Origin of the sequence: Aeromonas sp. QDB03, assembly GCF_027707985.1 — a bacterium.
Lineage (GTDB): Bacteria > Pseudomonadota > Gammaproteobacteria > Enterobacterales > Aeromonadaceae > Aeromonas > Aeromonas hydrophila.
In genome coordinates this window covers 109,911-123,784 of record NZ_JAPCJG010000006.1, presented here as the reverse complement: position 1 = coordinate 123,784, position 13,874 = coordinate 109,911, and the positions used below count along the sequence as shown (strand labels likewise).

Annotated in this window: 11 protein-coding genes; 3 read left to right on the top strand and 8 right to left on the bottom strand. The window is 63.3% G+C overall.

The genetic code is table 11. The features are described from left to right. Positions 1–26: 26 nt before the first annotated feature. Positions 27–1,391 (bottom strand): DNA repair protein RadA, encoded by a 1,365-nt coding sequence (gene radA / locus PG900_RS15855; RefSeq protein WP_029302178.1) that lies wholly within the window; start codon positions 1,389–1,391, stop codon positions 27–29. A 100-nt stretch (positions 1,392–1,491) separates the two neighbouring features. Here radA and PG900_RS15850 point away from each other — a divergent pair, with 100 nt between their 5' ends. Further along, positions 1,492–3,870: a PilZ domain-containing protein gene (locus tag PG900_RS15850; RefSeq protein ID WP_226032376.1), complete on the top strand. Its 2,379-nt coding sequence runs from the start codon at positions 1,492–1,494 to the stop codon at positions 3,868–3,870. Positions 3,871–3,996: 126 nt separating this feature from the next. On the opposite strand, the gene PG900_RS15845 is transcribed toward PG900_RS15850, so the two are convergent. Next, on the bottom strand, positions 3,997–4,902 hold the full coding sequence (locus tag PG900_RS15845) for an alpha/beta fold hydrolase (RefSeq protein ID WP_045525489.1): 906 nt from the start codon (positions 4,900–4,902) through the stop codon (positions 3,997–3,999). A 49-nt stretch (positions 4,903–4,951) separates the two neighbouring features. Next, positions 4,952–5,962 (bottom strand): phosphoserine phosphatase SerB, encoded by a 1,011-nt coding sequence (serB, locus tag PG900_RS15840; RefSeq protein WP_270831787.1) that lies wholly within the window; start codon positions 5,960–5,962, stop codon positions 4,952–4,954. Between the two features lie 120 nt (positions 5,963–6,082). On the opposite strand from serB, the gene PG900_RS15835 reads away from it, so the two are divergent. Both PG900_RS15835 and PG900_RS15830 read left to right on the top strand, forming a co-directional pair. Continuing rightward, on the top strand, positions 6,083–6,691 hold the full coding sequence (locus tag PG900_RS15835) for an AhpA/YtjB family protein (RefSeq protein WP_017411238.1): 609 nt from the start codon (positions 6,083–6,085) through the stop codon (positions 6,689–6,691). A 53-nt stretch (positions 6,692–6,744) separates the two neighbouring features. Then, positions 6,745–8,991 (top strand): sensor domain-containing diguanylate cyclase, encoded by a 2,247-nt coding sequence (locus PG900_RS15830; RefSeq protein WP_270831786.1) that lies wholly within the window; start codon positions 6,745–6,747, stop codon positions 8,989–8,991. 69 nt (positions 8,992–9,060) lie between these two features. Here PG900_RS15830 and deoD read toward each other — a convergent pair whose 3' ends face one another. From deoD to PG900_RS15805, 5 genes are all read right to left on the bottom strand, one after another. Then, a complete protein-coding gene (deoD, locus tag PG900_RS15825; RefSeq protein ID WP_011707410.1) occupies positions 9,061–9,777 on the bottom strand; it encodes a purine-nucleoside phosphorylase in 717 nt (238 codons plus the stop codon). A gap of 77 nt (positions 9,778–9,854) precedes the next feature. Further along, positions 9,855–11,063, bottom strand: coding sequence for a phosphopentomutase (locus PG900_RS15820; protein WP_270797940.1), 1,209 nt, complete (start codon positions 11,061–11,063; stop codon positions 9,855–9,857). A gap of 14 nt (positions 11,064–11,077) precedes the next feature. Further along, the gene (gene deoA, locus PG900_RS15815) at positions 11,078–12,409 is read right to left on the bottom strand and encodes a thymidine phosphorylase (protein ID WP_011707412.1); all 1,332 of its coding nucleotides are present in this window, start codon (positions 12,407–12,409) and stop codon (positions 11,078–11,080) included. 109 nt (positions 12,410–12,518) lie between these two features. After that, a complete protein-coding gene (gene deoC / locus PG900_RS15810; RefSeq protein WP_270831785.1) occupies positions 12,519–13,292 on the bottom strand; it encodes a deoxyribose-phosphate aldolase in 774 nt (257 codons plus the stop codon). A 391-nt stretch (positions 13,293–13,683) separates the two neighbouring features. Beyond that, a complete protein-coding gene (locus tag PG900_RS15805) occupies positions 13,684–13,854 on the bottom strand; it encodes a XapX domain-containing protein (protein WP_005305103.1) in 171 nt (56 codons plus the stop codon). Between the last annotated feature and the right edge of the window lie 20 nt (positions 13,855–13,874).

Sequence of the window (13,874 nt, the reverse complement as noted above, 5' to 3'; positions counted from 1 at the left end):
TTGCCTGCCTGCGGCCACCATGCCGATTACAAGGCCTCCAGGGCATCGGCCAGTTTCTTGACCGGCACCACCTCCATGCCTTCGATGGGATGCTTGGGCGCGTTGGCGTGCGGCACTATGGCCCGGCGGAAGCCATGCTTGGCGGCCTCCTGCAACCGCTCCTGGCCGGAGGGCACGGGCCGGATCTCGCCAGACAGCCCCACTTCCCCGAACACCACCAGATCCTTGGGCAGGGATTGATCCCGGAAACTGGAGACCATGGAGAGCAGCAGGGCCAGATCCGCACTGGTCTCTTCGACCTTGACCCCGCCGACCACGTTGATGAAGACATCCTGATCCGCCATCTGCAGGCCGCCGTGGCGATGCAGCACCGCCAGCAACATGGCGAGACGGTTGTGATCCATCCCCACCGCCACCCGGCGCGGGTTGGAGAGTTGGGAGTAATCCACCAGCGCCTGCAGTTCCACCAGCAGGGGCCGCGTCCCCTCCCAGATCACCATCACCACCGACCCCGGCGCCTGCTCTTCACCGCGGCTGAGGAAGATGGCAGAGGGGTTGCTCACCTCCCGCATCCCCTGCCCGGTCATGGCAAATACACCGAGCTCGTTGACCGCCCCGAAACGGTTCTTGTGGGAGCGCAGGGTCCGGAAGCGGGAGTCGTGGCCACCATCGAGCAGCACGGAGCAGTCGATGCAGTGCTCCAGTACCTTGGGGCCGGCCAGGGTGCCATCCTTGGTCACGTGACCCACCATGAAGATGGCGACGTGATTCTGTTTGGCATAGCGGGTCAGCAGGGCGGCGGCTTCCCGCACCTGAGACACGGAGCCCGGCGCCGACTGCACATCCGCCACATGCATCACCTGAATGGAGTCGATGACCATGATCTGTGGCTGCTCCTGCTGGGCAATCAGGCAGATCTGCTCGACCGAGGTCTCAGACAGCATGCGCAGCTTGTCGGTCGGCAGGCCGAGGCGCGAGGCGCGCATCGCCACCTGCTGCAGCGACTCCTCTCCGGTGACATAGAGGGTCTTCATCCGCTCCGCCAGACCGCACATGGTCTGCAGCAGCAGGGTCGACTTGCCCGCCCCCGGGTTGCCACCGATCAGGATCGCCGAGCCCGGCACCACCCCGCCACCCAGGACCCGGTCCAGCTCCTTGAAACCGGAAGAGAAACGGGGGATCTCGGTGGTGGCGATCTCCGCCAGCGTCTGCACCTGGCTGCCAACGGCGCCGGCATAACCGGTATAACGAGCACTCTTGCCCGGGGTCACCGAGCCGAGGCGCACCTCGCTGATGGTGTTCCACTCCTTGCACTCACTGCACTGACCTTGCCAGCGTGTGAAGTCGGCGCCACATTCGGTACAAACATAGGCAGTTTTGTTTTTGGCCATGGATAACTCGGGGACAGGATGAATTCCTGCTTGATATACTTGTTTGCGACCGACAGATCAAACCCAGAATCGGAAAAGTGACTTTCCGTGGCAGGAACACATGGATTCAGAACAACAACAGCACCTTATTGAACAGCTCATCCCCCTGCTCAGAGAAAAGGATTTCGATGACATCTTCAATCGCCTGACCCAGGACGAAAACAGCAACAGCCGTTTTCTGATCAAGATGGAGATCAAGCGCAGATGCACCCCCTGCCGTCGCGTGATCGACATGCGGGACGAACTGGGTGACGAGTGTCTGGTCCATGAATCCGAAGGGATCACCCACTTCATGCCGGCCGAGGCCATCGGTCTGTTCCAGTCCCAGTGCTATCTCTACAAAGACGATTACACCCTGGGAGTCTACGAGGCACTGCAATACTGGCAGAAGTACCACCATGGCAAGAGCGATGGCCCGCTGCAGCCCCCTGCCAGCCCGTTTCGCCAGTACGACGTCAATCCCATCGCCTTTGCCAGCTACTATGGCCGACGCCAGGAGCGGATGCACTTCAGCTCCCCCGTGCTCATCAAGTTTGCCGATGGCGACAAGCTGTTTGCCAAAAGCTCCGACCTGTCCCTCGGCGGGATCCGGGTCTCGGTGCCCTATCTGCCCAACTACCAGACCGGTGCCCAGGTCGAGGTGTTCTTCACCGGGCTGGAGCGGGATCATGCCAATCCGGTCCTGCACCATTCGGTCAGCTACCAGATCCTCGGGGAAGAGAGCAAGGAGGGCAAATTCTGGCTCAGACTGGTCAAGACCGGCGAACACCCCGGCTTCGACCAGTTCCTGAGCGAGTTCATCGAGAGCAACAAGAGTCGCTATCGGGTCAGCGTCGACTACCTGCTCTCCGCCGCCATCATCAAGGGGTATGAGCAGTTCTATCTGCCGCGCATGACCGGCATGCCGCTGTTTTTCGGTTCGGGCGACAGCCCCAGCCTCGAGATCGCCCTGCGCACCGAGAACAACCAGCACATCCTCGAATACTGGCGCGATGCCAAGAACCGCGACATGCTCGCCAGCCTGTTCTCCGCCACCCGCATGCAGGCCCTGCTGCCGGCGGCGGGGGAATTGAAAGAGACCCTGATCTACTGCTTCACCCACTCGGTACGCAGTCACCTCTACTTCTTCTCCGCCACCCGGGAAGAGCTGTTGCAGAGCGGGCTGATGTCGCTCTTCTTCCAGGTCGGCGCCCGGCGCCCCAGCTGGCGGGTCTACAAATTCAGCCTGGAGCGCTGTGACCTGCACGAGGCCGATCTGGCCAGCCAGCAGAGCAAGGAGAGCCCCCAGCTGCAAGACATGCTGCTGCAGGAGCGGCTCAAGCAGATAAGCTATGTCGGCCTGCTGCAGGATGTCGGTCTCGACAGTCAGCGGGAGGAGTTTCAGTACGATGCCAGCGCCCAGCACAATGCCAACGAGCTGCAGCGTTTCGGCCACGACAGCAGTGCGGCTCCCTTCGAGATCGAGACGCTGCACTATGTCCAGCTGCGCAAGGAGGCCCGCTACATCCACAAGACGGCCGTGGCCATCAAGCACAATGGTCGCGCCTGGCTCGGCTGGACCCGCGACATCTCGGCTCACGGCATGCAGATCGAGCTGGAAGAGCCGTTCGAGGGGGTGAAGGACGACATCGTCACCATCGCCCTGCCGCGCCTGCAGGAGCTCTCCAAGAGCATGGATCTGCAGCGTCTGCCCTACCGGCTGGTCAGCATCAACCTGACCCGCACCGTGCTGCACCTGTGCATCGAGGGCGATCCGGAGCGCCACACCGGCCGCCAGTTCTTCAAGCTGCTGATCGAGAGCAACCAGAACAAGCTCAAAGCAGCCCAGGAGCAGCGCCGCTATCGCGGCATGGCGCGGGCGCTGCGCAACATCTACACCCACCACGTCTTCAGCACCCCGGTCTATATCAACAAGCTGAAGGGCGCCCCCAGGCCGGCCTCCATCGGTCATGCCCCGCAGGCGCGCAGCCTGTCGCGGTTGCTGAAAGCCTGTGCCGAGCAGGGTGACCAGGACAACCTCTATCCACTGTTCCAGGGCGAATTGCTCAAACAGCTCATCATGAACCCGCTGCGGGCCATCGAGCGGGAGGATCAGCCCCAGGAGGAGGAGGTCTACATCGCCAGCCTGCAGACGGCGGCCGGCCTGCCCATCTTCACCAGCCGGCTCGCCAGCAGCTTCAAGAATGTGGCGGAGAAGCGCAGCTTCATCGAACAGGCGCTGCGCCAGGGGGAGTTCTACTCAGTGCTGGTGGGCATCTCCCGCACCGGCCGCCCCGACACCAACTTCATCGCCAACGAGCTGGACTACATCGCCAAGTTCGCCATTCACAAGGCCAAGAAGCTGGAAGAGGAGCTGTGGAGCGTAGTCGGGGTGGGTGAGCTGACCGATACCAGCCAGGCGACCCTGTTCCGGCTCGGCATCACGGCGCCCGTCAATTGAGCAGGCCCCTGCAAACCACGGCCCTCAACCCGGCGGGCGAGCAATAAAACCATGGCGGGCCTCTGGCCCGCCATGGTTCATTCATCAGTACACCGGATAGCAACCCGCTCCGCCAACCGCTCTTTGTCAGGCCGCCTGCGGGTTGAGCAGCCATTCCAGGATCTGCGGGAAGTGATCTTCCTGCGCCTGCGGGGCGGTCAACATGTTGATGTGGTCGTAATCGAGCCGGTTGCCGTTGTCCCGGCCGAGGCGGGTATGGCGCGCAGCCGAGCCCATCTCGGCGCTGAAACGACGCACGTCGGTCGGGTGACCCAGCACCTTGTCCGCCTTGGCCGAGATCATCCAGAGCGGCGGCCAGTTGACCCTGGCCGCCGCCTCGTCATAGGCGAACCCGTCGCTGGGATCCTGCCAGGGGCCGCATTTGACCCAGGGGATGGTCTCCTGCAGGTAACGCAGCGGCTCGTCATCCGCCCCGATCTTCAGGCTGCGCGCGGCCAGAAAGCCGTTGCGCCTGGCCAGCCAAGGGGCCAGCCGGTTCCAGATCAGATCCACCTTGAGCCAGCGCTCCGGATTTTGTACCGACACGCCGCGCTTGGTGCCAAAGAACACCAGGCTGGCCACCTGCTCCGCCAACTCGGGGAAGCGCACCAGGGTCGACGCCATGATGACCCCACCCCAGGAATGGGCCATCCAGTGCAGCTTGAAGCCGTCATGGCGGGCGGCAATCCAGCGGTGCAGGGCCGGCAGATCCTCGGTGATGAGCTCATGCTGGCCATGTTCGGCCTGCTCGGCGATGGCCGGCGTGCTCAGCCCCCGACCCCGCAGGTCGGCCACATAGACCTGATAGCCGTGGCGGGCCAGAAAGCAGGCCAGCCCCTTGCCCGATTCGGTGTAGAAGATGCGGCCGTTCTCGATGGCGCCGTGCACCATCAGGATCGGCTCGCCATGTACCGCGACCCGCGGCTGAATGTGGCGCACGTGCAGCCGATGTTCGCCGCAGGGCATAAACAGGGATTGCTGTAACAGTTCCATTTTGAGACAACGTCCTCCGTGACGTGAGGGTCTTGCCGAGGCGCCGGGACTAGCGGCGATCCCAGCGCTGCTGGCGGCAGGCCAGCGCACTGAGCAGGCAGATCACCCCTTCCAGATCGTGGTGATTGAGGGTGGCCGCCGCCTGCGCCCGCACCAGCGGCTTGGCGTGGATGGCGATGCCAAGCCCGGCTACCCCCATCATCTTGAGATCGTTGGCGCCATCGCCGACAGCCACGGTCTGGCCAGCCGCGATGCCGTACTCCTGCGCCAGCAGCTGCAAGACCTCGGCCTTGACGGCGGCATCGACGATGCGCCCGCTCACCTTGCCGGTCAGCTGCCGCCCTTCCACCGCCAGCTCGTTGGCAAAGATGGCGTCCAGCCCCAGCTCCCGCTGCAACTGGCCGGCAAAACGGGTGAAGCCACCGGAGGCGATCGCCACCTTCCAACCCGCCTGCTGGAGGGTATCGACCATCAACGGCAGGCCCGGCATCCAGGGCATGTCGGCCGCCACCTGGTCGAGTAGGGAGACCGGCGCCCCTTCCAGCAGGGCGACCCTGGCACGCAGGCTGTCGGCAAACTCCAGCTGGCCCTGCATGGCGGCCGCCGTGACCGCCGCCACCTGCTCGCCGACCCCAGCCAACCGGGCAATCTCGTCGATGCACTCGATGCGGATGGCGGTGGAGTCCATGTCCATCACCAGCAAACCGGGCTCCGCCAGACTGGGCAGGGCCGACAGATGACACAGATCGATGTCCCACTCCTCCCCCTTGAGCGCCTGTACCAGAGCGGGTGAGAAGCGATCCGTACCCAGCAGCAGCAGAGGCACCCCGGCCGGCATGGCGGGCGGATAGAGTCTGGCCTGCAACTCGTGCTGCGCCAGCAGCCCGGCCAGCCGCCCGAGATGATGACCGGCCAGTGCGCGACCGAACAGCACCAGCCAGCCGCCATCCAGCGCACTGGCGGCAGGCAGCAACGCCTGCGGCGTCGCTTCCCACCAAGGGGCGCCGGACAGGCACTCGGGCCACTCTGAAATCTCTGCGGGCAATTGGGACAACAACATAGGGATAACGCCTTCCTTGGTGATCATGGGGTTAACAATGCTGGCCCAGAGTAGCGTATTGCTTTTTGTACAGGCAAGCGCCAAGATCCCGCCACCCCTTGTCAGCAAAAGGCTCAACGCTTGCGTCATCTCCCCATCAAACGTGTGCTCAGTCTCGGTGCCGGCGTCCTGCTCGGGCTCTGGGTACTCGCGGTACTCATCCACATGCAGGGTGAGAGCCAGGCTTCGCTGCACAGCGAGGCTCGCAACCGGGCCCAGGCGCTGGTGGCCTACGCTGCCCGCGACATGAAGCGCTGGCTCAAGGAGGACAAGAACAGCGAGCTGGAGCGGCTGGCCCAGGATCTGGCCGCCGAGCCCGAGATCCTCGACGTCACCCTCTACGATGCCCGCGGCATCCCCCTCGCCCAGTCGGACAATGCGGTGCCGCTGGACAGCCTGCTGCCCATCGGTGACAGCAACAAGTCGATACCGGAGCAGGGCAAGGGGCGCATCCAGTTCGTGCAGGAGATCCTGGATGGGGAGCAGACCCTGGGGTATCTGCGCATTACGCTGGAAGAGCAGCAGATGCTGGCGGACAAGGATACCCGGCTCAAGGTGGTACAGGAGAAGCAGCGGCTGATGCTGCTGGTCGCCCTGCTGGCCGGGTTGCTGATCTCCTACGGGATCCGTCGCAACTACATGCGGGTGCGCAAGCACAAGAAGAAAAGCAAACCGGTCGAGCCGCAATAAGGCGGCGCGATCCCCCGACCCGAAACTGGCAATGCCACCAGCAGGAGCGCTGTATGATTGCCCCCTCTCTGCCGCTGGATGAAGAGAGTCGACTGGAACGACTCCGCATCCTCGGCCTGCTTGACCGCGAGCCCATCGATCAGCTGGATCGCCTGACCCGGCTCATTACCCGCCATTTCTCGCTGCCCATCGCCATGGTCTCGCTGACCGACGTGAACCGGCAGTGGTTTCTTGCCCGCACCGGCGTCGCCCTGTGCGAGATCAGCCGGGAGCACTCCTTTTGCGGCCACGCCATTTTGCGTCCCGACATCATGCAGGTGCCGGATGCCAGGCTCGACCCGCGGTTTGCCGACAACCCGCTGGTGACCGAGGAGCCGCACGTGGTCTTCTATGCCGGGCGGCCGCTGCGGGCGCTGGATGGCGTGGTGCTCGGTACCCTCTGTCTGGTGGATCATGCACCGCGCCACCTCGACCAGGAGGCCTGTCGCGATCTCGACGACTTCGGCCGCCTGGTGGAGAACACCCTGCACGATCTGGAGCGGCGCCATCAGGTACGCAGCCTCAATCAGGTGCTGGAGGACAAGGATCACCTGTTCACCCTCACCTTCAACCAGTCGTCGGTGGGCATGGCCCTCTCCTCCCTCGAAGGCAAGTGGCTGCGGGCCAACCCGGGGCTGGAGCGGCTGCTGGGCTACAGCGAACAGGCGATGCTGAGCCGCACCTGGCACGCCATGACCCATCCCGAGGATCTGCCACGCGAGCTGCCCCTGTTCAACGCCCTGCTCGCGGGGCAACGGCAGGACTACCGGCTGGAGAAGCGGATGATCCGGGCCGACGGCAGCCAGTGCTGGGTCCAGCTCAGCGTGACCCTGTGCCATAGCCGCACCATGGCGCCGCACCTGATCGCCGTGTTCGCCGACCTCACCGAGCGCAAGCAGGCCGAAGCCGAGCTGCTGCAGCTGCAGCAGGGGCTCGAGCAGCAAGTCCGTGAGCGCACCCGCGAGCTGTCGAGCACGGTGGAGCAGCTGCATCGCGAGATGCAGGAGCGCGGCGCCATGCAGCAGCGCCTGTGGCAGGAGCAGCGCCGCCTGCAGCACATGCTGGAACATACCAGCAACGCCTTCCTCGAACTCGACGAGGCGCTGGTCATCACCGGCTGGAACCCGGCCTCCACCACTCTGCTGGGCTGGCACCCCGAAGAGATGCTGGGGCGTACCCTGCCCGCCCTGCTCGGTAGCGCTCACCCCCTGCTGGCCCAGCTGACCCATCCCCAGAGTGCTGCGCGCCGCCTGGAGTGCGAGATCGGTACCCACGACGGCCGGCGCATCCCGGTGGAGGTGATTGCCGAGCGCTACCAGTTCGACGGCAAGGTGCGCATCGCCCTGTTTTTGCACGACATCACGGCTCGCCGCCAGGTGCTGGCCGAGATTGAGCGCGGGCGGGCCAGGCTGCGGGCCATCACTGACGGCCTGCCGGTCACCATCAGCATGGTCTCGCCCGAGGGGCGCTACCTGTTCGCCAACCAGGCCTACTGCCGCGACTTCGGGCTCGATGCCGAGCTGATGCGGGAGATGAGCGTGCGGGAGGTGATAGGCGACGCGGCCTACGGCCGGGCCATCGCCCATCTGGAGCGGGCCCTCGCCGGCGAGCAGGTGAGCTTCGAGAACCGTTTCGAGCTGCCCATCGGCCCGCGCGATCTCAGGATCACCATGATCCCGAGCCGGGGCGATGAGCCGGGGGTCTACATCCTCGGCAGCGACATCACCGAGTTCAAGGCGCTGCAGAACCAGCTGGAGCACGAAGCGGCCCACGACCCCCTCACCGGCCTGCCCAATCGGCGCGCCTTCACCCTGCGCCTCTCCCGGGAGCTGGAGCGGGTGCGCCAGAATGCCGAGACCCTGGGCCTGCTGTTCCTCGATCTCGACGGCTTCAAGCGGATCAACGATCAACTCGGCCATCACGTCGGCGACGCTCTGTTGCAGCGCTTCGCCAGCGTGCTGAGTGCCGAGGTGCGCCCCGGCGACATGGTGGCACGCCTGGCTGGCGACGAGTTCACCATCATACTGCCGGCCCTGCGCCAGCCGGAGCTGGAGCTGCCCGCCCTGTGCGAGCGGCTGCTGGTGGCAATGGCGGTGCCGGCCGACGTGGCCGGCCACCTGTTGCCCCTCGCCGGCAGCATCGGCGGTGCGCTCTGCCACTCGGGCCAGTATTGCCACATCGACGATCTGCTGCACCGGGCCGACAGTGCCATGTACCAAGCCAAGCAGGCCGGCAAGGGACGCTTCGCCCTCGACCTCTGAGCTGCCATCCTTGAAATGCAAAACGGCGACCCGAAGGCCGCCGTTGTCATTATTCATGCGCGAGGGGGATTAGTTGTCGCCCAGCAGGACGGAATCCAGCGCGATTTCGATCATGTCGTTGAAGGTCAGCTGACGCTCTTCGGAGGTAGTCTGCTCACCGGTACGGATATGGTCGGAGACGGTGCAGATGGTCAGTGCCTTGGCACCATACTCTGCAGCCACACCGTAGATGCCGGCGGCTTCCATCTCGACACCCAGGATGCCGTACTTTTCCATGACGTCGAACATGGAGGGGTCCGGGGTGTAGAACAGGTCGGCGGAGAAGATGTTGCCCACGCGCACGGCGACGCCCTTGTTCTTGGCGGCCTGTACGGCATTGGCAACCAGATCGAAGTCGGCGATGGCGGCGAAGTCGTGATCCTTGAAGCGCAGACGGTTCACCTTGGAGTCGGTGCAGGCACCCATGCCGATCACCACGTCACGCAGTTTCACGTCTTCACGCACGGCACCGCAGGAACCGACGCGGATCAGGGTCTTCACGCCGTAATCGGTGATCAGCTCTTTTGCATAGATGGAGCAGGACGGGATGCCCATGCCGTGACCCATGATGGAGATGCGACGACCCTTGTAGGTGCCGGTGAAACCGAACATGTTGCGCACGTCGCACACCTGCTCGACGTTCTCCAGGAAAGTCTCGGCGATGTACTTGGCGCGCAGGGGGTCGCCCGGCATCAGCACGGTATCAGCAAAGGCGCCATCTTTCGCATTGATATGAGGAGTTGCCATTCTCTTGATTCCTTCACACTAGGTTGAGTTTTATTGTCTTTATTGGTTGCCCGCCGCCGAGGCGGCGGGCGGGTAAATTACAGGAAGCTGGTACCGTATGCCAGTTTGGGCAGGCCGTGGTACGCCGCGATGCTCTGGCCGATGTCGGCGAAGGTCTCGCGACGACCGACAGAGCCGGCCTTGACCGGCTTGCCGTAAAACAGCACCGGGATGTACTCGCGGGTGTGATCGGTACCACCCCAGGTCGGATCGCAGCCGTGGTCGGCAGTCAGCACCACCACGTCACCATCTTCCAGCAACTCGAACAGCTCCGGCAGGCGGGAGTCGAAATACTCCAGCGCATCGGCATAGCCCTTCACATCGCGACGGTGACCGTAGGAGGAGTCGAAGTCGACGAAGTTGGTGAAGACGATGGTCTGGTCACCGGCCGCTTTCACCTCTTCCAGAGTACGGTCCCACAGCTCGGTCAGACCGGTCCCCTTCACCTGCTTGGTGATGCCCTGCTGGGCATAGATGTCGGCGATCTTGCCGATGGAGACCACCTGACCGCCCACTTCCTTCATGTAGTCCAGCACGGTCGGTGCCGGCGGCAGCACGGAGTAGTCGTGGCGGTTGCCGGTGCGCTTGAAGTTGCCCTTGCCGCTGCCCACGAACGGACGCGCGATGACGCGGCCGATGTTGTAGGGCTCCAGCAGCTCGCGCACGATGTGGCACAGCTCATAGAGCTTCTCGAGGCCGTAGGTCTCTTCGTGGCAGGCGATCTGGAACACGGAGTCAGCAGAGGTGTAGAGGATCGGCTTGCCGGTGCGCATGTGCTCTTCGCCCAGATCATCCAGCACCTGGGTGCCGGAGGCGTGGCAGTTGCCCAGATACCCCGGCAGACCGGCCTTCTCGACGATGGCGTCCAGCAGCTCCTGCGGGAAGCTGTTGTGGTGGTCATGGAAGTAACCCCACTCGAACAGCACGGGCACACCGGCGATCTCCCAGTGACCGGACGGGGTGTCCTTGCCGGAGGAGAGCTCCTGGGCAAAGCCGTAGGCGCCGACCACGTCGATGTCCTTGTTCAGACCGGCCGGGAAGGTGCCGCTGGCGAGTTCGCCTGCGTGACCCAGACCCAGCTTGCTGAGGTTCGGCAGATTGAGGGCGCCACGGCCTTTGATCTCACCGGCGGCGCAGGCCTTGGCGATATGGCCAAGGGTATTGGCGCCCACATCTCCGAACTTGTCGGCGTCGGCTGCAGCGCCAATACCGAAAGAGTCCATCATCAGAATAAAGGTACGTTTCATGGGACTTCCCCTTGTTACAAATCAGCCAGACCGATGCGACGGTAGACCTCGGGCAGCGCCTCTGGTCGGGTGTCACCGATCTTGACGGCGGCCTGCACCATGCTGGCAGCCTGAGCGAATTGCTCTTCAGTTTGAGCGTGGATCAGGGCGAGCGGCTTGTCTGCCTCGACGCTTTGACCCAGGCGGATAAAGTCGGTCAGACCGACCGCATAATCAAGTTTGTCACCGGCAGCGCGACGGCCACCGCCCATGGCGACCACGGCCAGGCCCAGTTCACGGGTGTCCATGGCAGTCACGAAACCGCTGTTGGCAGCATAGACAGGGCGCACGATGGCGGCCTTCGGCAGGTGGTGATCGTAGCGCTCCATGAAGTCGCTCGGGCCACCGAGACCGGTCACCATGCGACCGAAGATCTCGGCCGCCTTGCCGTTGTCCAGCACCGCCTGCAGCTTGCGGCGGGCCTCGCCGTCATCGCTGGCCAGGCCGGCGGAGATCAGCATCTCGGCACACAGTGCCATGGTCACGGCGTGGATGCGCGGGTTGCGGTATTCACCGGTCAGGTAGCGCACCGCTTCGCGCACTTCCACCGCGTTGCCGGCGCTGGAAGCCAGCACCTGGTTCATGTCGGTCAAGAGTGCTGACGTGCGGCAGCCGGCACCGTTGGCCACGGCAACGATGCTCTTGGCCAGCTCTTCGGAAGCTTCGAAGGTCGGCATGAAGGCACCGGAGCCCACCTTGACGTCCATCACCAGCGCTTCCAGCCCGGAGGCGAGCTTCTTGGAGAGGATGGAGCCTGTGATCATGGCGATGGATTCGACGGTGGCAGTGATGTCCCGTACCGCATAGATACGCTTGTCGGCCGGGGCGAGATCGCCGGTCTGGCCGATGATGGCGACACCCGCCTCTTTCACCACTTTCAGGAAACGATCGTTGTCGACCGAGGTCTGGTAGCCGGGAATGGCATCCAGCTTGTCGAGGGTACCGCCGGTGTGGCCCAGGCCACGGCCGGAGATCATCGGCACGAAACCACCGCAGGCGGCGACCATCGGGCCGAGCATCAGGGAGACGACGTCACCCACACCGCCGGTGGAGTGCTTGTCGACGATCGGGCCACCCAGATTGAGGTGATCCCAGGTCAGTACCATGCCGGAGTCGCGCATGGCGCAGGTCAGGGCAACCCGCTCATCCATGGTCATGTCTTTGAAGTAGACCGCCATCGCCAGCGCCGCAATCTGGCCCTCGCCGATGGTGTTGTTGGTAATGCCCTGAACGAAGAATTGAATCTCTTGGGTACTGAGCGCTTCACCGTTGCGCTTCTTGCGAATGATTTCTTGAGGCAAAAACATCTTTCATTCCCTCCGCCATTGCTGGCGTTACACAAGCCTGAATCCTTGCCCGCACACCGCATGGTGGGGGCGAAACAGGGCGGACCAGGTCCGCCCTCTCATCAACCTATTAGTAACCGCTGGTGTTGGCCGGCTTGTCGCCATGCCCCAGTGTGGCCAGCAGGCTGGCCAGCAGGCTGGATGCACCAAAGCGGAAGGTGCGGGCGGATACCCAGTCCTTGCCCAGGATCTCTTCGGCCATGGCCAGGTACTGACCCGCCACGGCGGCGTCTTTCACGCCACCGGCCGGCTTGAAGCCGACTTTCGGGTTCTTGGCCTTGATCACTTCCATCATGATGCGCGCCGCTTCCGGGGTCGCATTGACCGGCACCTTGCCAGTGGAGGTCTTGATGAAGTCGGCACCGGCGTCGATGGAGATTTCAGACGCGCGGCGGATCAGCGCCTCTTCTTTCAGCTCGCCGGTTTCGATGATCACTTTCAGCAGGGCTTGGCTACCACAGGCTTCCTTACAAGCTTTGACCAGATCGAAGCCGACCTGTTCATTGCCGGCCATGAAGGCACGGTACGGGAACACCACGTCCACTTCGTCGGCACCGTAGGCCACGGCGGCGCGGGTTTCGGCCACGGCGATCTCGATGTCGTCGTTGCCGTGCGGGAAGTTGGTCACGGTCGCAATGCGCACGTCGGCGGCGCCGATTTCACGCAGGGTCTTGCGAGCGATGGGGATGAAACGGGGATAGATGCAGACGGCGGCGGTCAGGCCGGACGGCGACTTGGCCTTGCGGCACAGGTCGATCACCTTCTGATCGGTGTCGTCATCATTCAGAGTGGTCAGGTCCATCAGGTTCAGGGCGCGCTGGGCGGCCAGTTTCAGATCAGTCATTCTGTTCTCCAAAGTCTCGATTTAGTCCGGATTCCAGGGCATGGGTCCGCCTGTCGCAACGCAACCGGCAAGACACGACTCCCAAAGAAACGGGAATGGAATTGCAGCGCAATTGCACGGGCAATGAGGCTGCAAATAAGGCAAGAGCCCTGTCACTTTCTTACAAAAGTGCGGACTTGGTTCCATGAAGACTTGAGAAAGGCAGACAAGGTCTGACCCGACTTCCCAATCAATTCCATTTGACCGCCAACACCCGATTTCATCGGGCATTAGTCAATGCCAGCACCCTGCTGGCAATGCCTATTTCAGCCGAGATACCCCTTGTTTGCAAGCCGGATTTGCCATTTTCAGAGGTACCTCACATCTGGCAAATCCGGTACTGAAAAGTGCGTTAAGAGAAGAAGCGAGTGAGTATCCAGGAGTATGCCAGCCCCCCCAGATAGACTCCGACGATCCCCATTACCCCGGACAATACGGGCGGGGCCGGGATCGGCAATTTGAGGAAAGAAAACAACAAGCCAACGATAAAGCCGGCCGCCATCGCCAGTAGCACTTCATTCATATAACCTCCGATTTGACTCA